The organism is Nocardia sp. NPDC005745 (assembly GCF_040630775.1).
In the GTDB taxonomy this organism is placed as follows: Bacteria; Actinomycetota; Actinomycetes; order Mycobacteriales; family Mycobacteriaceae; genus Nocardia.
In genome coordinates, this window is the sequence record NZ_JBEXYF010000012.1 from 74998 (window position 1) to 93907 (window position 18910).

The following is an 18910-nucleotide window of genomic DNA, read 5'->3' on the forward strand; positions in this document are numbered from 1 at the left end:
ATCAGGCAAAAAATGTTCATTTGAACTATCTGTCCAACGGGCCGGGCTCGTTACATGGGCTCGACCGTGCCCAGAACCCACCGACCGGCTCCGCCGGGACCTTCTTTGCGAATCACCGGATCAATCTACCGTCGCCTCCGGCACCCGACCAACCATCGCTGATAGCCGTTGGACATCACCGCAGGCAAACGCGCCGCACGGGTTTGCCAGAAGGATGTCGCGGTCCTCACAGAGGGTCACCGATGCGCCAGTCCGGCACTTTCGCGCCGTGGCGGCAGAGCACCGCAGCCACCGAAAGGAGCGCCGGGAGACCAAGATCATCGCGGCGATCACGACTGCCGACGGCATGCTGCGAGTCGGCCCGGTGGTCAGACGGCGGTGACTGCACTGGACCCGGCTGGTCCCATCCACGCACGCAGATCCAGGACGGCATCGCAATAGTCATCGGAGTCGTCGAGGACCGGTTTCCTGATTGCTCTCGCTGCGGTCGGCTATCCGCGCCGCGGACCACGGATCCGCGCCGGGTCGTAGAGGTGGGATTCGGCGCACGAGACCGTTGGTGTGAGTGCGCGGCCCACCAGGATCACCGCTGCCTGCCGCAGTCCGGCGGCCTCGACCTGGTCGGCGATGTCGGCCAGGGTGCCGCGCAATACCAGTTGCTCGGGTTGGCTGGCGCGGTAGACGACGGCGGCCGGGCAGTCCGATCCGTAGTCGGCGGCCAGTTCGACGGCCAGCGGACGGATGCGGGTGATGGCCAAGTGCAGCGCGAGCGTGGCGCCGGTCGCGGCGAAGTTCGCCAGCGCTTCGGACTCGGGCATCGCGGTGGAGCGGGCCTGGGTGCGGGTCAGCACCACCGACTGCACCAGTTCAGGCACCGTCAGCTCCGCGCCGAGCACCGCCGCCGCGGCGGCATAGGCGGGCACGCCCGGCGTGACATCCCACGGCACCCCGTGCGCGTCGAGCCTGCGGGTCTGCTCGGTCAGCGCCGAATACAGCGACGGGTCACCCGAGCACAGACGAGCCACGTCCTGACCCGCACGGTCCGCGCGCACCAGACGCTCGATGATCTGGTCGAGATCGAGGTGCTGGGTGTCGACCAGCTCGGCGTCCGGCGCGCAGTACGCCAGCACGCCGGGATCGAGATAGGTCCCGGCGTACAGGCACACCGGCGACGCGCGCAGCAACTCGACCGCGCGCACCGTCAGCAGATCGGCCGCGCCCGGCCCGGCCCCGATGAAGTGCACGGTCATGCGCGCGAGTGTATTGACCGCCGCACACCGCCCAGGGTCCGGCCGCTCAGGCGGTGGCGTCGAAGTGGGCGATCACCTTGTCGGGCCGCAGGCGGACGACGAGTTCGCCGGGGACGCCGTTGCGCTTGCCGAACTCCTCGGCGCGGTCCGCCCCCATGTAGCGGCCGCCGATCTCGGTGGCGGTGCGCAGCAGTTCGTCGGGGTCTTCCGAGAGCGTGACCGTGCCGCGCAACTGGACCGACGCGTAGGGCGGCTCCTCCAGGTCCACACACACCGAGACGCGCCCGTCCCTGGCGAACGCCTTGCCCTTCGCGGTGGACCTGCCGGTGTTGAAGACCAGCTCGTCCCCGTCGATGACGAACCACACCGGCGTCACCATCGGACTGCCGTCGGCGGCCACGAACGCCACCTTGCCGGTACGGGTGCCATGGGACAGGAAGTCGCGCACTGCGGGATCGGAGAGAGAGGCCATCCGCTCACCCTAGGTCGCGGCCGATTACCGAGCACGCGACGAATCGCCGAAACGCTCACGCATCCCAGCGCCATCCCAAGGCCGCGCTGTCAGTCGGTCCCGTCCAGCGGGCTGTAGGCGCGTAGTCCGTCATCGAGTGTCCAAATGGTAGCCGGTATCCGCGAGCGCATCTCGAAACTTTGACGCTCGGCCAGCACGCACAAATCCCCCAATCCCACTCCATTCTGAGCGTGTGTCACGCCCGGATGAGCGCGGTCTATCGCATGGCCGACGGACGGCTCACCACCGAATCCGCTCCGACCGGAACGCGGTACTCGCGCACCGACCGGGCTCCCCGCACCTGACATTCCCACCGCGGATGCCCATCGGGGCGAACCCATTGGCAATTTCGTACGCAACCGCATATCATCTGCAAATGCTTATTAACTCTTCCGATCATCAAACCGACGACCGGTCCAGCGGCACCGGCGAACAGCCGTTTTCCGCGGGGACCGTGCTGATGCCCTGGCAAGCCGGGCCGCGACACGACACTCCGGGTCCGGTGTTCGTCAGCGTGACCGACTTCCTCGCCTCCTCCGAGGAGGAGGTTCAGGAGATCTACAAAACCGGGATGCGGCTGGGCCGGACCTGGCCCGTGATGCACGGCGCGGTCGGCCTGTGGCTGTGGGGTAGGCCGTCGGAGGCGCGCGGCGGCTCGATCTCGGTGTGGAAAACCGAGCAGGACATGCGTCGATTCGTGCGCTGGCCGGTGCACACCGACATCATGCGGAAATGGCGCGGCCGGGTCCGCGTCGCAACCGACTCGTGGCAGGCCCCCGAGTTCGACGTGCAGGAGGTGTGGGCACGGGCAAGCAACACGATCGACTTGCGTCCGCATCCACAGGCCGGGTGATCCGTACGGCGTCCCCGCGCCGGATGGGCGAGGAGACCGAGCGCTCCGGAGAGATACTCCGCCGCCGGTGCCCGGATCAGGGAGACAGCACCCTGGCATCGGCGGGGATCATGCCGAGTTCTCGTATCTTCTCCAGCCGTGCCACCGCGCCATTGACGGCGTTGTCGTGGAGACCGGCGTCGCCGAGCGCCGCCCGGAAGCGGTCCATATCGACGCCCTGAACCCCGCGCAGCACATCACCCTCGAGTCGCACGCCCTTCTGTGCCATGGCGAAGTCGGAATCGATATTGATTTCCAGCGGTCGAGTAGACAGGGGAAACGATCGACCGTGATCGATCGCGACCACTTCGAGCTGCCCGTCGCGTTCGACGGTGCGATAGTTGCCGGGATGGCGATCGAGCGCACCGATCACGTAGTCGAGTACCGCGACCTGCTGTTGCTGGACTTTCGGGTAGTCGCCGACCGCCCGCGCGGGCTTGGACTCGACGAACTGCTGGACCATGCCCGGCCCGGAGGCCCTGCCGTCGGGTCCGATCACACCGTCCGTCCGAGCGGTCGGTGGCACCCTGCCGAAACCGAGTAGTTCATCGACTCGATATGCCGCGATCTCGCGACTCGTCAACGCACCGGGAGCATGAATGAAAGGCAATCCCGCGTCGTACTGCTCACCATGGATCGGTTTGTAGATGTTCACTTCGCCGTCGTCCGAACGCATCCTCCGTACCGTGGTGGAGCTTTTCGCTACGACTGCACTCATCTCGTCGTCGAACCCGACATCAGTGGTCAGCCTGCGGGCACGCATAGCGGATTCGGCCGCACCGGGCTGGTAATCCCACGTTCGCTGCCGAGCCGCCTGCGCCGGGTGCACTTGTGTCCGGGTGCGCGCTTCTTCCAGCAGATGCGACGATCGCTCGTCGGCATCCCGGAACTCGCGAGCACCGAGGTCCAGCGTGCTGCTTGTGCGCCGATAGGTTCCCGCTGCCGTCCGCGCCCCCAGATCGAGGGTTCTGGTCAGGCGTTGGGTGATGTTGCGAAGTAGAGGGGTGACAACGTCTCTCACCGCGCGGACGGCGCCGAGGCGCCATCCGAACCCGGTGCCGGGTTCGCGGACCACGGTGTGCGGCCAGGCCGCGCCGCGTCCTCCGGGCTTTCGTCTACGACGCGGTAGTAACTCGTCGGCGGCGCCTCGAGCAACGCACGCAGGAAAGGCGGGCCTTCGGTCGGCATCACCCGCGCGGGCGGGTCGAAGACCTTGACACCGCGCTCATACAACCTTTCGGCGAACAAGCATCCGTCGCGGTCGGTCACGGTGAGCGTCACGCCGCCACCGGTATCCAATCGGAATTCGGCTACTCGGCGTGGTCGCGAATCACCGACGTCGTAGATCGCCACCGAACTCGGCGTGCACTCGGCCATGAACCCTCATCTTCACCTGCGACAAGCCGCCCGGCAGCGGCACAACCTCCGACCCGAGCGGCGCCTCGGGAGCGGAGTTGACGTCTCATGGAAGCAACCTACTACCGCACGGGGAGGAATTCACGGCGAGTGGATCGCCCCCTTTCCAGATGCACCCCGGTTCCACCCGGGTGTGATGAGCGACTCCAGCGAGGGCGCCATGTCGTCGAGTGCGACATGAGCGAGCTACAGCACGGCGACATCAAAGCTACTGACCCGCTATTGCCCAGCAGTCATTCGATCTTCGGTGCGTCAATGCTGCCGAGCAAGGCAGCCCGCGGCGCGCAGTCAGGTTGCCGAGCCGGAGGAGTTCGTCGCGACTATGGCGTCGACCCCTCCGCTCACGCGTGGCCCGGGAATCCACGGTGCGGTGGCGCGGCCGGACGCCGACCGAGACCCTGCGCCGGGAGGTGCCGGGATTCGAGAGTGATCAGCGCGCACACCGCCATGATCTCGTCCGCACGGAATTCCACATGGTTCAGCGCCGGAGTGAGCACCGCGACCGCGCCGACTCGACGCACCACGGTGAGCAGCGCCGCGAGCGACGCGGGCGCGGTCGGGCCGGCGACCAGCGTGCGCGCCAGATCGAAACCCGACGCCTTCGCCAGCGCCCGGATTTCCATTTCGTGCCTGCGCGCGCGCCGCCCGGAGATGTCGCGGCGCAGATACCCGACCACTTTCGGCTTCATGTTCACCTCTCGTTCGATGGGAGCGCCCGCCGCCGGGGGCTTTCGCCACCGTTCGCGGCTCACCGCGTCCGGAGTGCCGTTCCGACACGACATCGCCCCGGCGGCGCGCGCCCCTAGAGCCTCGAGGAACGGAAAGCGCACCGCGACGCTGTCAAGCGCGCGAGGCCGAGTGTGCGATATCTGCCGTTGCCCCTCCCCACCTAGGAATCGTGCTTAAAGTTCGCTCATCACAGCGGATTTCGGGAACAGGGGGACGGAAAAGTGATCGACCACGAGATGGACGGCGTGTGGACAACGCCGCGATTCCGCAAATTGCTCGCCGAAGGGCAGCCCGGACAAGCCCTCGCCCTCGTCCGCAAAGAAATGGGACTATCCCAAGCCGACTTCGGAGCCCTCCTGCACTGGGACCGCACCCACGCCGGCCGGGTGGAACGCGGCGAAGTGGGAACCATCTTCGACATTCGCGAATTGGTCCGCGCCGCCGACGCACTGGGTATCCCCCGCTCCGCGCTGCTGCCGCTCTTGCTCGCGACACCCGATCCGGGGACCATCGACTACAGGGGCGGCGAAGGAGTCGATGAGGTGGACCGCAGACAATTCGGCCTGGCAGCGACGATTACGGCGGTGGCGGGCGTCTCCATGCCGCCGACCGGGGCGACTGAACCGATTCGAGTCGGCACCGGCCATGTCACTTATATCCGTGTGCTCACGCAACGGCTGTGGGAGCACGACAACCATCACGGGGGCGGCGGAGCATTCGACTACGCATCGCGGCAATACGCTTCCGTGCGGCCGTTACTCGACTCGAAGTCGTACGGCCACCGCACAGGTGCCGAATTGCTGAGTGCCACAGGGTGGCTGTCGAATACCGTTGCCTGGCTGGCTCGCGACAGTAATCACCCGGGAATTGCTCGGCGGCACCTGACGGAATCGGTTCTGCTGGCCGAACAATGCGGCGACAACGCCTTGTTGGCCGCCGCCCTCGGAGACCTCGCGAATCTGGCCGCCTCCTCCCCAGCCTCGTTCGCCGAGCCCGTGCGCCTTGCCCGGCGCTCGACCGAACTCGTCAGCAACATACCGTCGGCTCGCATGAACGCCCTGAAGGCCGCTGAGGAGGCAACCGCGTACGCGGCCGTCGGTGACGAACGGGAATTCGACCGCGCGATGGCGCGAGTCTGGCGCGAAGCCGACCGAGGTCTCGACAGCCCCGACGACCCGGCGTGGTTGGAGCACGTCAACGAAGCCGAACTGCGCGCCCACGAGGCGCGCGGACTCCGCATGCTCGGACACCACGCGCGAGCGGCCGAGCTGTGTCGGGACAGCGTCGCCCACGAGAGCTGTTTCCCGCGCGACGAAGCGTCGTACCGCACCTATTACGCCGCCGCCCTCGCCGGCCTCGGCGACACCACCTCCGCGATCACCGAAGCCCACACCGCCCTCACCCTCCTGGAAGGCCCGGTCAACTCACCACGCCTCCTGACCGAACTACGCCCAGTCCGCACAGCCGCCAACCACACACGCAGCGACGACGCCGAACACTTCCGCCATCGATTCGACACCCTCACCCGCATCGCATGACCCGAACGCCTCGCGCCGCCCGTTTCGGCCAGCGCCGCAGCTCACAGTGCCGATTCTGAGCGGGTTCTCGGCTCCGACCACCCAGCACCTGAAATCGAGGTGAGCGCGGCGAGCTCGTCGGCAGCTGTTCTCGACGCGGGCCGGGTTCAGGCCGGTCGTCGTTGCACGCCCACAAGCCAGAGAACGTGCCCAGGTGCCGGGAAGCTGCGCGAATGCAGACACTCTGCAGCAGTCACCCCTTGAGCCCAAGATCGTTTTACGACACCTCATTTGAGATCGGATTCCGCGACCGCCGATGTCAGGTCCAACTGTGGCCGGTGAGGTGGTCTTCGAACCTTGGTATCGAGACACCCGGTCGAGACGCGGAAACCTCTCAAATATGTGACTCGCGGCGGAAAGTGGCGCTGTTTCACGCCGTGAGTGGCGTTGGTTTGAGCCGGTGCGACCCAGTTCCTGGGTCACGTTGTCACGCGCGACGATCCAGATGCCTGCATTGCCGGAGAAAATCTCTCCGAAACCGGGAACCGATCAGCGGGGGCTGCCGTCTAAGCCTGTGACAGAACCGTTTCGAGGTTCCTCAACAACATCTCCGACATCCCCGGCAGATACGACTACCAGATCCTGGTCAACGGCAAGCCCGTCGAACAGGACTCGAAGATGAAAGACGACAACTTCCACATGACGATCCCCCGGTATCAGAGGGGACGTTACGTTTACGAGGAAGGAGACGAAATTCAGGTGATCGCCTCACACGCCGCGGGCAAGAATCTCTACGTGACCCCCATCAACCGTTGCACCATCCCCTATGCGGGAAGATAAGGGCGTGGATCAGGAGATTTCAAGAGCCGGCGCCGACCTGCTGGCGGCCGACATCGAGTCGGCTCTCGGCTTCGAGGTACACATCGATGAAACGATCCCCGAGCATCGGCGCCGGATGTCTTTTGCACCGGCCTGGTGGATCGAGTTCAGCGTCCCGGCACTGAACGTCTTCGTCGGCACCAGCCCCGGCGAGTTCACGCCCAGCGGTGTGGCATGCGAGCTTGCCTGGCATATCCACGACGACGTCCTGTCCCGCAGCGGGAAGATCTGGCCCGCCGACCCTGCGGGTGGGGACCAGCCGTTGCTGCCCACCCTTGACGGATGGTGCGGACAGGGCGGCTCGATACCGTTCGGGCAGGTCGAGGCAGCGAAGGATCCCGATCCGGACCTCGACGGTGTCGTCCGGTGGTGGCTGCCCCGCCATTCCGACGGGCTCATTGCCAGCCACTCCGGCGACGTGTGGTTCTGCCTGTGGGAGTACAAAGGCGACGAACAACTCATCACCCCGGGCATGCCGGTGACATGGTCCATCGGCGAAGGCGGACACGGAAAGTACCGCAAGGCAAGCGAAGTCCGGCCAGCTCAGCCGTAGTTTCTTCTTGCAAGCCGCGCGGCCGAGGGTGTCTCGTGAACGTACCCGCCGCAGCCGGTCTGGGTGCGCTTGGACGCGCTAGGCCTGCTTGGCCCGAATCTTGCGCCCCATCTGGGTGTCGGGGTACAGGATGGCCTCGGCGACCCCGACCGCCGGAATCCTTCACGCCGCCGGCCAAGCTGATGCCGTCGTCCTTTTCTGAGCGGGTTCTCGGCTCCGACGACCCCGGCACCGGAAATCGAGGTGAACGCGGCGAGCTTATCGGCAGCTGTCTCGACGCGGGTCGGCTCAGGCCGGTCGTCGTTGCACGGCGTCGGAGATGACTGCTGCGGCGAACTTTTCGACTGCCGATGTAGTCGGGGGGCCGGGTTCGCGGTCGGTGAACAACAGGTGGGCGCCACCGACCAGGGAGAGGGTCAGTGAGTCGATGTCCGCGTCGGCTGCGATGCGGCCCCGTTCGCGCTCGTCGGTCAGGTAAGTGGAGATCGCGGTCGTCGCCTCGGCGAGGATCGCCATGCCGCCGCCGGGCCTGGCTTGCCGCAGCCGGGCGCGCAGTTCGTCACGGAAGGTGATGAGCGGGATGATCGCCAGCGGAACGGGGCCGAACAGAATGGTCAGAGCGCTGGTCAGATTGGCGGCCACCGTGCCGGAGCCCGCGGAGGCGCGTAGCGCACCGGCCTGCGCTTCGAGCCGCGCGGCCCGATCGAGCACAAGATCGGTGAGGAATGTGTCGAAGTCGGTGAAGTGCCGGTGCAGAACGCCTTTGGCGCAGCCCGCCTCGTCGGTGACAGCCCGGCTGGTCAGCCCGTTCGGCCCGTCGCGCAGTAGCACGCGCTCGGCGGCGTCGAACAGTTGCTGCCGCGCGTCGCGAAGGTGCATCCCAGTCGGCACTCACATTCCTTTCGTGCGTCTATCCAGCGGCATTATTGCTCAGTGGGCATGCGCCCACTAAGGTGGGCATATGCCCACAATGCCTCAGGAGCAACCAGCACCGTCCCTAGCGCAGCCGGGACAGTTCCAGCAGATGGCCGTGTCGTTCGGCGTGGACACACAGCGCTACGACCAGGCCCGGCCCGCCTACCCCGACGCATTGGTGGCGCGAGTCCTCGCCGAGACTCCGGGGACGGACGTGCTCGACGTGGGTTGCGGTACCGGCATCGCCGGTCGCCAATTCCAGGCGGCAGGATGCACGGTGCTCGGCGTGGAACCCGATGCGCGGATGGCCGACTTCGCGCGAGCCCGCGGGCTACGGGTCGAGGTGGCGACCTTCGAGGCGTGGCAGCCGGGCGACCGGATGTTCGATGCGGTCGTCGCCGCTCAGTCGTGGCATTGGGTGGACCCGGTCACCGGCGCCGCGAAGGCGGCAGCCGTGCTGCGCCCAGGGGGACGGCTGACGATCTTCGGGCACGTGTACGAGCCACCCGCCGAGGTGGCGGAACCGTTCGCCGCCGCCTACCGGCGGGTCGCGCCGGACTCCCCGTTCAGCGGCCAACCGGCCCGTCGCCCCCTCGAGCTCTACCAAGCGGGATACGCGAAATTCGCCGACCAGATCCGCGAGACCGGACAATTCGGAGATCCCGAGCAGTGGCGGTTCGACTGGCAACAGTCCTATACGCGCGACCAGTGGCTCGAGTTGCTCCCCACCACAGGCAGCCTCACCCGGCTGCGTGATGATCCGCTGGCCGAGATACTGGACGCGGTCGGCGCCGCCATCGACTCTCTGGGCGGATCCTTCACGATGGACTACACCACCCTGGCGGCGACCGCCGTACGCGCAAGCACTCGCTGACGGCCGCGTTCGGCCCCGCGCGAAGCTACTTCGCGGCTCGGGCCAAGGATTGCGAGCACCACAGTGGGCGGCCCCGTCCGCGTAGCCGCCAACCGCGCACGCGGGAGACGACGCCGAGCATTTCCGATCGACTACGCACCGCGAGTCTCAGCACGGGCGGCCGAGCAGGGTGTCGCGCCGATCGGCCACCATGGCGCGGATCGCCGTGACGACGGCGGCCACTTCCGGGCGGCGGAGGGTTTCGGTGCGGGCGACGAGCCAGTAGCCGAGCGTGACGGTCACCGAATCGGCGAGGACGCGAACCAGATCCGCGTGACGGTCGGCCATGAAGCAGGGCAGCAGGCCCAGACCGGCGGAGGCGCGGGTGGCTTCCACATGCACGAAAACGTTGGTGGAGGTGACCGATTCGCGCATCGCCGGTACGAAGCTGGAGGCCAGGTCGAGATCGTCGACTTGCAGCATGGAATCGATGAAGTACACCAGCGGATACCGCGCCAGATCGTCGATGGTGGCGGGCGCGCCGTGTTCGCGCAGGTATTCGTGGGAGCCGTACAGGCCGAGGCAGTAGTCGGCCAGATGCGTGGCGGTGGCGCGGTGCACCTGCGGCTCCCCCACGACTATCTCCAAGTCCAGGCCCGAACGCTGCTGCGACGCGCGCCGGGTGGTCGCCACGATCTCGACCGAGATCTTCGGATGCCGCCGCTGCACCTCCGCGGCGGCGGGCGCGGCGATGTAGGCGCTGAAGCCGTCGGTCGCCGAGACCCGGACCACGCCCTCCAGCGCCCGGTCGCCGCCGGCGTCCGCGGCCAGCGATTTCACCGCCGACTCCACCGCCTCGGCCGCGGCAAGGGCCGCCCTGCCGAGATCCGTCAGTTCCCAGCCACCGGTCACCCTGGTTAAAACTCGGCCGCCGAGCGTCTGCTCCAGCGCGGCGATGCGCCGGGAGATGGTGGTGTGGTTGATGCCGAGTTCTTCGGCGGCCGTGACGAATCGGCCCGACCGCCCCACAGCCAGGAGTACGAGGAGGTCGTCGGCACTGGGACGACCAGGCGACGCCGGGCGCATATCTGCATCTTTGCAGAGAGGCACTGCACAAATGGTCATTGCGGCGCGATTCGTCTGCACTAATACTCGGTGCAGCCAAGCATTGTGGGAGCCGTCACATCGAGAACGAAGTGTGGCCCCTGGCACGAAGGAGAAGTGCGATGAGGGAGCACAGCGCCGCAACGACAGCGGCGGCGGATTCGGGCGCGACGACCAGCGGCTTGCGCCGCGTAGTGGCCGCGTCGATGGCGGGCACGATCGTGGAGTGGTACGAGTTCTTCCTCTACGGCACCGCCGCCACGTTGGTGTTCAGCAAGGTGTTCTTCGCCAAGGACACCAGCGACTTGGACGCCATCCTGGCCGCGTTCGTGACCTACGCGGTCGGCTTCGCGGCGCGTCCGCTCGGCGGCGTGGTCTTCGGGCACTTCGGCGACAAATACGGCCGTAAGAAACTGCTGCAATTCAGCCTGGTGCTGGTGGGCAGCGCGACCTTCCTGATGGGCTGCCTGCCCACCTTCGGACAGATCGGCTATTGGGCGCCCGCGCTGCTGGTCGCCCTGCGCTTCATCCAAGGTTTCGCGGTCGGCGGTGAGTGGGGCGGAGCGGTGCTGCTGGTCGCCGAACACAGCCCGAGCCGCAGCCGCGGATTCTGGGCGAGCTGGCCGCAGGCGGGTGTGCCCGCGGGCAACTTGCTGGCGACTGTGGTGCTGCTGGTGCTGACCTCCACGCTGTCGGACGAGGCGTTCCTCGGCTGGGGCTGGCGGGTGGCGTTCTGGCTGTCCGCGGTGGTGGTGCTGGTCGGCTACTACATCCGCACGAAGATCACCGACGCGCCCATCTTCGTCGCGGCGCAGCGGGAGGCCGAGCAGATCGAGGCGACCTCGCTGAGCGTGGTCGAGGTACTGCGCCGCTACCCGCGCGGCGTGCTCACCGCGATGGGGCTGCGCTTCGGCGAGAACGTCATGTACTACCTGGTGGTCACCTTCACGATCACCTATCTCAAGGTCGAGGTGCACGCCGACACCCAAGTGATCCTGTGGTGGCTGCTCGCCGCGCACGCCGTGCACTTCGTGACGATCCCGCTGGTGGGCAACCTGTCCGACCGCTTCGGCAGGCGACCGGTCTACCTGGTCGGCGCGCTGACCGCGGGCACCTGGGGCTTCTTCGCCTTCCCGATGATGGACAGCGGCCACAACGCGGTCATCATGTCCGCCATCATCATCGGCCTGATCTTCCACGCCTTCATGTACGCCGGGCAGCCCGCGATCATGGCCGAGATGTTCCCCACCCGGATGCGCTATTCCGGCGTATCCCTCGGCTATCAGGTGACCTCGATCGTGGCCGGTTCGCTCGCGCCGATCATCGCCGTCCGGCTGCTGAACACCTATCACTCCGCGGTGCCGATCGCCTGGTACCTGGCGGGCGCCGCAACCGTCAGCGCGATCGCCGTGCTCGCCGCACGAGAGACGAAGGGGCTGACCTTGGAAAGCATCGATCACGCCGACGCCGAGACCCTCGGCGCGCGGACCGAAGTGACCGTGCGATGAGCGATTTGGCGGGGCGCAGCGCCCTGGTCACCGGCGGCGCCAGCGGCATCGGCGCGGCCTGCGCCCGCGTGCTCGCTGCGCGCGGCGCGACGGTGACGGTGGCCGACGTCGACGATGTCGGCGCGAAGGCGGTGGCCAGGGAACTGGGCGGCAAGTCGTGGGCGGTGGATCTGCTCGACGTCGCGTCGCTGGAAGAGCTGGAACTCGACACCGACATCCTGGTGAACAACGCCGGGGTGCAGCACGTCAGCCCGATCGAGGACTTCGCGCCGCAGCGGTTCCGCGATCTGCTCACCCTGATGGTCGAGGCCCCGTTCCTGCTGGTGCGCGCGGCGCTGCCGCACATGTACCGGCAGGGCTGGGGACGGATCGTCAATATCTCCTCGGTGCACGGCCTGCGCGCCTCCGAGTACAAGGTGGCCTACGTGACGGCCAAACACGGCCTGGAGGGGCTGTCGAAGGTCACCGCCCTCGAGGGCGGCCCGCACGGCGTGACCAGCAACTGCGTCAACCCGGGCTATGTGCGAACACCGCTGGTGGACAAGCAGATCGCCGACCAGGCCAAGGCGCACGGCGTGCCCGAGCAGGAGGTGGTGGAGAAGATCCTGCTCACCGAGAGCGCGATCAAACGCCTCGTCGAGCCGGAGGAGGTCGCGTCGCTGGTGGGCTGGCTCGCCTCGCCGGAGGCGAGCATGGTCACCGGCGCGGCCTACACGATGGACGGCGGGTGGAGCGCGCGATGAGGGCGCGCTCAGCCCAGCGCGGTCAGCGCCATCCCGCGCAGCACCGGCCGGGCCCGCGCGGCGGTCGCCTCGCCCGCGCTGTGCGGGGTGGAGTTGATCAGGCCGAAGACGGCGTGGGCCTGCACCCGCGCCGTCTCCTCGGGTAGCTCCGGATGCAACTCGCGCAGCACGCCCACCCAGATCTCCACGTACTGGCGCTGGGTGCGGCGGATCTCCCTGCGGGCCGGCGCGGGCACGTTGTCCAGGTCGCGATCCTGGATGCGGATCAGCTCCGGTTCGCCGAGCGCGAAGTCCAAGTGGTGATCGACCAGTCCGGCGAGCGCCAGCTCGGCGGAGTTCATGCCCGCCACCACCGCCTTGCCGCCGTCGAGCAGGCGCTGACTCACCCCGACCAGCAGCTCCACCAGCAGCGCCTCTTTGTTCGGGAAGTGCCGGTAGACCGCGGGACCGCTGATGCCAACGGCGGCGCCGAGGTCGTCCAAGCGCATGCCGAGGAAGCCGCGATCGGCGATCAACCGCGCTCCGGCTTCCAGCAATTGCGCCCTGCGTTGCGCCTTCAGTTGCTCGCGACGGGTGGGCGCGACGGGTTCGGCACTGGTCACACGCGTTCCTCTCCACCGACCTGGACATCTCGGTTAATCAACACTAACCTGAATTCCAGTTATCGTCGACTAACTGGACGACAGGATGGCGTGATGACCGTTACCGAAGAGGCCGTCGGAAACCGGGCCGCGCACGCGGCGCTGGTCGACGACCTGCGCGCCCGGCTGGATGCCGCGGCGCTGGGCGGGCCCGCGAAGGCGCGCGAGCGCCATATCGCGCGGGGCAAATTGCTGCCCCGGCAGCGGGTGGACCAACTGCTGGACCCGGGAAGCCCGTTCCTCGAACTCTCCCCGCTTGCCGCGACCGGGATGTACGGCGACGACTCCCCCGGCGCCGGGATCATCACCGGGATCGGACGGGTGTCCGGCCGGGAATGCGTGATCGTGGCCAACGACGCGACGGTCAAGGGCGGCACGTACTACCCGATGACGGTGAAGAAGCATCTGCGCGCGCAGGAGATCGCGGCGCAGAACCGCTTGCCGTGTGTGTACCTGGTCGACTCCGGCGGCGCCTACCTGCCGCACCAGGACGAAGTATTCCCCGACCGCGAGCATTTCGGGCGCATCTTCTACAACCAGGCGACCATGAGCGCCAAGGGCATCCCGCAGATCGCCGCGGTGCTCGGCTCGTGCACCGCCGGTGGCGCCTATGTGCCCGCGATGAGCGACGAGGCCGTGATCGTGCGCAACCAGGGCACCATCTTCCTCGGCGGCCCGCCGCTGGTGAAGGCCGCGACCGGTGAGGTGGTCACGGCCGAGGAACTCGGCGGCGGCGAGTTGCACTCGCGCACCTCGGGCGTCACCGACCACTTGGCCGAGGACGACCAGGACGCGCTGCGCATCGTGCGCCGCATCGTGGCCACCCTCGGACCACGCACGCCGGTCCCGTGGGACGTCCGGCCCGTCATCGCGCCCGCCGCGCCGGAATCCGAGCTCTACGACGTGGTGCCGGTGGATCTGCGCACCCCCTACGACGTGCGTGAGGTGATTTACCGCCTGGTCGACGGGACGCCGGAGGGCGAGAGCGGCTTCCACGAGTTCAAGGCCGGCTACGGCAAAACCCTGGTCACCGGGTTCGCGCACATCCACGGGCATCCGGTGGGCATCGTCGCCAACAACGGCGTGCTGTTCAGCGAATCCGCCATGAAGGGCGCGCATTTCATCGAACTGTGCGACAAGCGCAGCATCCCGCTGTTGTTCTTGCAGAACATCACCGGCTTTATGGTCGGCCGCGACTACGAGGCGGGCGGCATCGCCAAGCACGGCGCGAAGATGGTCACCGCGGTGGCCTGCGCGCGCGTGCCGAAGCTCACCGTCGTCATCGGCGGTTCCTACGGCGCGGGCAACTATTCGATGTGCGGGCGCGCGTACTCGCCGCGGTTCCTGTGGATGTGGCCGAACGCCCGCATCTCGGTGATGGGCGGCGAGCAGGCCGCGTCGGTGTTGTCGACGGTGCGCGGTGACCAGCTCGACAGCAGCGGGCAGCCCTGGTCGGCCGAGGACGAGGAGGCGTTCAAGGCCCCGATCCGGGAGCAGTACGAAAGCCAGGGCAACCCCTACTACTCGACCGCCCGGTTGTGGGACGACGGCGTCATCGATCCCGCCGACACCAGGACTGTGCTCGGGCTCGCTCTCTCGGTGTGCGCGCAAGCCCCGCTCGAACCCGTTTCCTACGGCGTATTCCGGATGTGATGGCGATGCTGAACAAATCCGTTCCCGTCGGATTCGACACCGTGCTCGTCGCCAATCGCGGCGAGATCGCGGTGCGGGTGATCCGCACGCTGCGCGCGCTGGGCATCCGCTCGGTGGCCGTCTACAGCGACGCCGACGCCGACGCCCGCCACGTCCGCGAAGCGGACACGGCGGTGCGCCTCGGCCCGGCCCCCGCCAGGGAGAGCTACCTCGCCATCGACCGGGTGGTGGCCGCCGCCGTGCGCGCAGGCGCGCAAGCGGTTCACCCCGGCTACGGGTTCCTCTCGGAGAACGCCGCTTTCGCCGCGGCGCTGGCCGAGGCGGGCATCGTCTTCCTCGGCCCACCCGCCCGCGCCATCGAGGTGATGGGCGACAAGATCACCGCGAAGAACACCGTTGCCGCGTTCGGCGTCCCGGTGGTGCCCGGCATCGCCACGCCCGGCCTGACCGACGACGACCTGATCGCCGCGGCCGCCGAAGTCGGCTATCCCGTCCTGGTCAAGCCGTCGGCGGGCGGTGGAGGCAAGGGCATGCGCCGGGTGGACGATCCGGCCCGGCTGCCGGAGGCGCTGCGCAGCGCCCGGCGCGAGGCGGCCGCCGCGTTCGGTGACGACACGCTGTTCCTGGAGCGTTTCGTCACCCGGCCGCGGCATATCGAAGTGCAGGTGCTCGCCGACCAGTTCGGCAACGTGCTGCACCTGGGCGAGCGCGAATGCAGTTTGCAGCGCCGCCACCAGAAGGTGATCGAGGAAGCGCCCTCGCCGCTGCTGGACGCGGCCACCAGGGCCAGGATCGGCGCCGCCGCCTGCAACACCGCGCGCAGCGTGGACTACGTGGGCGCGGGCACCGTGGAGTTCATCGTCTCCGCCGACCGCCCCGACGAGTTCTTCTTCATGGAGATGAACACCCGCCTACAGGTGGAGCATCCGGTCACCGAACTGGTCACCGGCGTCGACCTGGTGGAATGCCAGGTCCGGGTGGCGGCCGGGCAGAAGCTGGCGGTGGCGCAGGACGACATCCGCATGGTCGGGCACGCGATCGAGGCCAGGGTGTACGCCGAGGATCCCGGACGCGGGTTCCTGCCGACCGGCGGCACGGTGCTCGACCTCGACGAGCCGGAGGGCCCCGGTGTCCGGGTCGATTCCGGTCTGCGGATCGGCACGCGCGTCGGCAGCGACTACGACCCGATGCTGTCGAAGGTCATCGCGCATGCCGCCGACCGGACCGCCGCGCTCGCGAAACTCGATCGGGCGCTGGCCGACACCGTGCTGCTCGGGGTGACCAGCAATATCGAGTTCCTGCGCTTCCTGCTGGCCGATCCGGACGTGGTCGAGGGACGACTGGACACCGGCCTGCTGGACCGGCGGGTGGCCGACTTCCGTCCCGCTTCCGTCGGCGACGACGAGTTCGCCGCCGCCGCTGCCCGGCATTGGCTGCGCCGCTGGCCCGCCACGCCGCGCGATCCCTGGGAGATCCCGTCCGGCTGGCGAATCGGAGCCGACGCGCCCACACCGATCCGGCTCGCGGGCGGGGAGCGGGTCGAGCACGTCCATCTCTTCGGTACGCCCGGCGACGGCGCGGTTCGAGTCGGTGACAATGGTGAAACCCGGTCGCTGACAGCCGAATTCACCGGTGATCGTTCCGCCGGAGTGCTCACCCTCACGCTGGACGGCCTGCGCCGCACCTACCGGGTCGCAGAGCAGGACGGCCTGCTGTGGGTGGCCGGACCGTCCGGTATCGCGGCGCTGCGCGAGGTGGCCGAGGTCAACGTGCGCGGCGGCGACGAACACGTGGGCGACGCCGAGATCCGCTCCCCCATGCCGGGTTCGGTGATCGCGGTACCGGTCGCATCGGGCGCCGCGGTCGCCGCGGGCGATCCGGTGGTCATCGTGGAGGCGATGAAGATGGAGCACTCGCTCACCGCGCCGGTCGCCGGAACCGTCGAACTACTGGTCGAGCCGGGCGCGCAGGTGCGCCTGGACCAGGTGCTCGCGCGCGTCGTCGCGCAGGCCGAAACGAATCACGCCGAACGAGAAGGAATCCCCACATGACCGACTTCCTGTCCACCGGCACGCTGCCGGAGGAGTACCGGGATCTCGCGCTGACCGTGCGAGACTTCGCGCGGTCGGTGGTCGCTCCGGTGGCGGCCGAGCACGACGCGAACCACACCTTCCCGTACGAGGTGGTCGCGGGCATGGCCGAGATGGGCCTGTTCGGCCTGCCGTTCCCCGAGGAGTACGGCGGCATGGGCGGCGATTACTTCGCGCTGTGCCTGGCGCTGGAGGAACTCGGCAAGGTCGACCAGAGCGTCGCGATCACGCTGGAGGCGGGGGTCTCGCTCGGCGCGATGCCGATCTACCGCTTCGGCAACGACAAGCAGAAGCTGGAATGGCTGCCGCAGCTGACCAGCGGCCGCAACCTGGCCGCGTTCGGGCTCACCGAACCGGGCGCGGGCAGCGACGCGGGCGGCACCAGGACCACCGCGGTCGCCGACGGCGGCGAGTGGATCATCAACGGCAGCAAGCAGTTCATCACCAACTCCGGCACCGACATCACCAAGCTCGTCACGGTGACCGCGGTGACCGGGCATACCGGCGGCAAGAAGGAGATCTCCACCATCCTGGTGCCCACCGACACGCCCGGTTTCGTCGCCGAGCCCGCGTACAACAAGGTCGGCTGGAACGCCTCCGACACCCATCCGCTGAGCTTCACCGACGTGCGCGTGCCCGAGGAGAACCTGCTCGGCGAGCGCGGGCGCGGCTACGCGAACTTCCTGCGCATCCTCGACGAGGGGCGCATCGCCATCGCCGCGCTCTCGGTCGGGGCCGCGCAAGGTTGTGTGGACGAGAGTGTGCGCTACGCCAAGGAGCGCGAGGCGTTCGGCCAAGTGATCGGGCGTAACCAGGCCATCGCGTTCAAGATCGCCAGGATGGAAGCGCGGGCGCACGCCGCCCGGACCGCCTATTACGACGCGGCGGCGCTGATGCTGACGGGCAAGCCGTTCAAGAAGCAGGCGTCCATCGCGAAGCTGGTGGCCAGCGAGGCCGCCATGGACAACGCCCGCGACGCGACGCAGATCTTCGGCGGCTACGGGTTCATGAACGAATACGCGGTGGCCCGGCACTATCGCGACAGCAAGATCCTGGAAATCGGCGAAGGGACGACGGAGGTGCAGCTGATGCTGATCGGACGGGAGCTGGGCCTGTGACCCGGCGCACGATCGTGCAACGCGGCCTGTGGTTCGAGGAGTTCGACACCGAGGTCGTCTACGAGCACCGCCCCGGCCGCACCATCACCGAGGCGGACAACGTCCTGTTCACCACGCTGACCATGAACACCCAGGCGTTGCACCTGGACGCGGCGTTCAGCGACCAACTGCCGCCGTTCAATCAGCGGCTGGTGAACTCGATGTTCACGCTGTCCACCTTGATCGGGCTGTCGGTGGCGCAACTGACCCAGGGCACCATCGTGGCCAACCTCGGCTTCTCCGAGGTCGCGTTCCCCAAGCCGGTGTTCCACGGCGACACCATGTACGCCGAGACCGTGGTCACCGACAAGCGCGAGTCCAAGAGCCGTCCGGGCGAGGGCATCGTGACCTTCGCGCACACCGGGCGCAACCAGCACGGCGACGTCATCGCCACGGCCGTCCGCAAGACGCTCGTCCGCAAAGCCCCGGAGGGCTCGGCGTGAGCGGTCAGGGCCGGAGGCGGCAGCGCAGCGTAACCACGCAGGCCCCCGCTCACGCC

At 68.0% G+C, this 18910-nt stretch carries 18 protein-coding genes; 10 read left to right on the forward strand and 8 right to left on the reverse strand.

Annotated elements, in window-relative coordinates:
• Positions 1-491 precede the first annotated feature (491 nt).
• Positions 492-1250 carry a precorrin-4 C(11)-methyltransferase gene (gene cobM / locus ABZ420_RS15075; protein ID WP_357122225.1) on the reverse strand — a complete coding sequence of 253 codons (759 nt, stop codon included), beginning with the start codon at positions 1248-1250 and terminating at the stop codon, positions 492-494.
• 46 nt (positions 1251-1296) lie between these two features.
• Positions 1297-1722: a PPOX class F420-dependent oxidoreductase gene (locus ABZ420_RS15080; protein ID WP_040870050.1), complete on the reverse strand. Its 426-nt coding sequence runs from the start codon at positions 1720-1722 to the stop codon at positions 1297-1299.
• Between the two features lie 415 nt (positions 1723-2137).
• Between ABZ420_RS15080 and ABZ420_RS15085 the strand changes: the two genes are divergently transcribed.
• A complete protein-coding gene (locus ABZ420_RS15085) occupies positions 2138-2614 on the forward strand; it encodes a hypothetical protein (protein WP_357122228.1) in 477 nt (158 codons plus the stop codon).
• A gap of 76 nt (positions 2615-2690) precedes the next feature.
• Here ABZ420_RS15085 and ABZ420_RS15090 read toward each other — a convergent pair whose 3' ends face one another.
• The 3 genes from ABZ420_RS15090 to ABZ420_RS15100 all read right to left on the reverse strand — a co-directional run bounded on the left by ABZ420_RS15090 (position 2691) and on the right by ABZ420_RS15100 (position 4758).
• Positions 2691-3674 carry a hypothetical protein gene (locus ABZ420_RS15090; protein ID WP_357122231.1) on the reverse strand — a complete coding sequence of 328 codons (984 nt, stop codon included), beginning with the start codon at positions 3672-3674 and terminating at the stop codon, positions 2691-2693.
• On the reverse strand, positions 3671-4030 hold the full coding sequence (locus tag ABZ420_RS15095) for a hypothetical protein (RefSeq protein ID WP_357122234.1): 360 nt from the start codon (positions 4028-4030) through the stop codon (positions 3671-3673). The genes ABZ420_RS15090 and ABZ420_RS15095 overlap by 4 nt, the downstream gene beginning before the upstream one ends.
• A gap of 380 nt (positions 4031-4410) precedes the next feature.
• Positions 4411-4758 (reverse strand): hypothetical protein, encoded by a 348-nt coding sequence (locus tag ABZ420_RS15100; protein ID WP_357122236.1) that lies wholly within the window; start codon positions 4756-4758, stop codon positions 4411-4413.
• Positions 4759-5019: 261 nt separating this feature from the next.
• Here ABZ420_RS15100 and ABZ420_RS15105 point away from each other — a divergent pair, with 261 nt between their 5' ends.
• Both ABZ420_RS15105 and ABZ420_RS15110 read left to right on the forward strand, forming a co-directional pair.
• Positions 5020-6336: a helix-turn-helix transcriptional regulator gene (locus ABZ420_RS15105; RefSeq protein ID WP_357122239.1), complete on the forward strand. Its 1317-nt coding sequence runs from the start codon at positions 5020-5022 to the stop codon at positions 6334-6336.
• Positions 6337-7159: 823 nt separating this feature from the next.
• Positions 7160-7747: a hypothetical protein gene (locus tag ABZ420_RS15110; RefSeq protein WP_357122242.1), complete on the forward strand. Its 588-nt coding sequence runs from the start codon at positions 7160-7162 to the stop codon at positions 7745-7747.
• 288 nt (positions 7748-8035) lie between these two features.
• Here ABZ420_RS15110 and ABZ420_RS15115 read toward each other — a convergent pair whose 3' ends face one another.
• Complete coding sequence (locus tag ABZ420_RS15115; protein WP_357122245.1) at positions 8036-8638, reverse strand: TetR/AcrR family transcriptional regulator; 603 nt, start codon at positions 8636-8638, stop codon at positions 8036-8038.
• A 133-nt stretch (positions 8639-8771) separates the two neighbouring features.
• On the opposite strand from ABZ420_RS15115, the gene ABZ420_RS15120 reads away from it, so the two are divergent.
• Entirely contained in the window at positions 8772-9536 is a 765-nt protein-coding gene (locus ABZ420_RS15120) for a class I SAM-dependent methyltransferase (RefSeq protein WP_357122439.1), read from the forward strand.
• Between the two features lie 147 nt (positions 9537-9683).
• On the opposite strand, the gene ABZ420_RS15125 is transcribed toward ABZ420_RS15120, so the two are convergent.
• Positions 9684-10640, reverse strand: coding sequence for a LysR family transcriptional regulator (locus ABZ420_RS15125; RefSeq protein ID WP_357122248.1), 957 nt, complete (start codon positions 10638-10640; stop codon positions 9684-9686).
• A gap of 101 nt (positions 10641-10741) precedes the next feature.
• Here ABZ420_RS15125 and ABZ420_RS15130 point away from each other — a divergent pair, with 101 nt between their 5' ends.
• On the forward strand, positions 10742-12127 hold the full coding sequence (locus ABZ420_RS15130; protein ID WP_357122251.1) for an MFS transporter: 1386 nt from the start codon (positions 10742-10744) through the stop codon (positions 12125-12127).
• Complete coding sequence (locus tag ABZ420_RS15135; RefSeq protein ID WP_357122254.1) at positions 12124-12870, forward strand: 3-hydroxybutyrate dehydrogenase; 747 nt, start codon at positions 12124-12126, stop codon at positions 12868-12870. The genes ABZ420_RS15130 and ABZ420_RS15135 overlap by 4 nt, the downstream gene beginning before the upstream one ends.
• An 8-nt stretch (positions 12871-12878) precedes the next feature.
• Here ABZ420_RS15135 and ABZ420_RS15140 read toward each other — a convergent pair whose 3' ends face one another.
• A complete protein-coding gene (locus ABZ420_RS15140; RefSeq protein WP_357122257.1) occupies positions 12879-13472 on the reverse strand; it encodes a TetR/AcrR family transcriptional regulator in 594 nt (197 codons plus the stop codon).
• A 93-nt stretch (positions 13473-13565) separates the two neighbouring features.
• On the opposite strand from ABZ420_RS15140, the gene ABZ420_RS15145 reads away from it, so the two are divergent.
• The 4 genes from ABZ420_RS15145 to ABZ420_RS15160 are packed head-to-tail and all read left to right on the forward strand — an operon-like array spanning position 13566 to position 18854.
• Positions 13566-15164 (forward strand): carboxyl transferase domain-containing protein, encoded by a 1599-nt coding sequence (locus ABZ420_RS15145; protein ID WP_357122260.1) that lies wholly within the window; start codon positions 13566-13568, stop codon positions 15162-15164.
• A gap of 5 nt (positions 15165-15169) precedes the next feature.
• Positions 15170-17215, forward strand: coding sequence for a biotin carboxylase N-terminal domain-containing protein (locus ABZ420_RS15150; protein WP_357122263.1), 2046 nt, complete (start codon positions 15170-15172; stop codon positions 17213-17215).
• Positions 17212-18372, forward strand: coding sequence for an acyl-CoA dehydrogenase family protein (locus tag ABZ420_RS15155; RefSeq protein ID WP_357122266.1), 1161 nt, complete (start codon positions 17212-17214; stop codon positions 18370-18372). Before ABZ420_RS15150 ends, ABZ420_RS15155 begins: the two co-directional genes overlap by 4 nt.
• Positions 18369-18854, forward strand: coding sequence for a MaoC family dehydratase (locus tag ABZ420_RS15160; RefSeq protein WP_357122269.1), 486 nt, complete (start codon positions 18369-18371; stop codon positions 18852-18854). Before ABZ420_RS15155 ends, ABZ420_RS15160 begins: the two co-directional genes overlap by 4 nt.
• Positions 18855-18910: the final 56 nt, after the last annotated feature.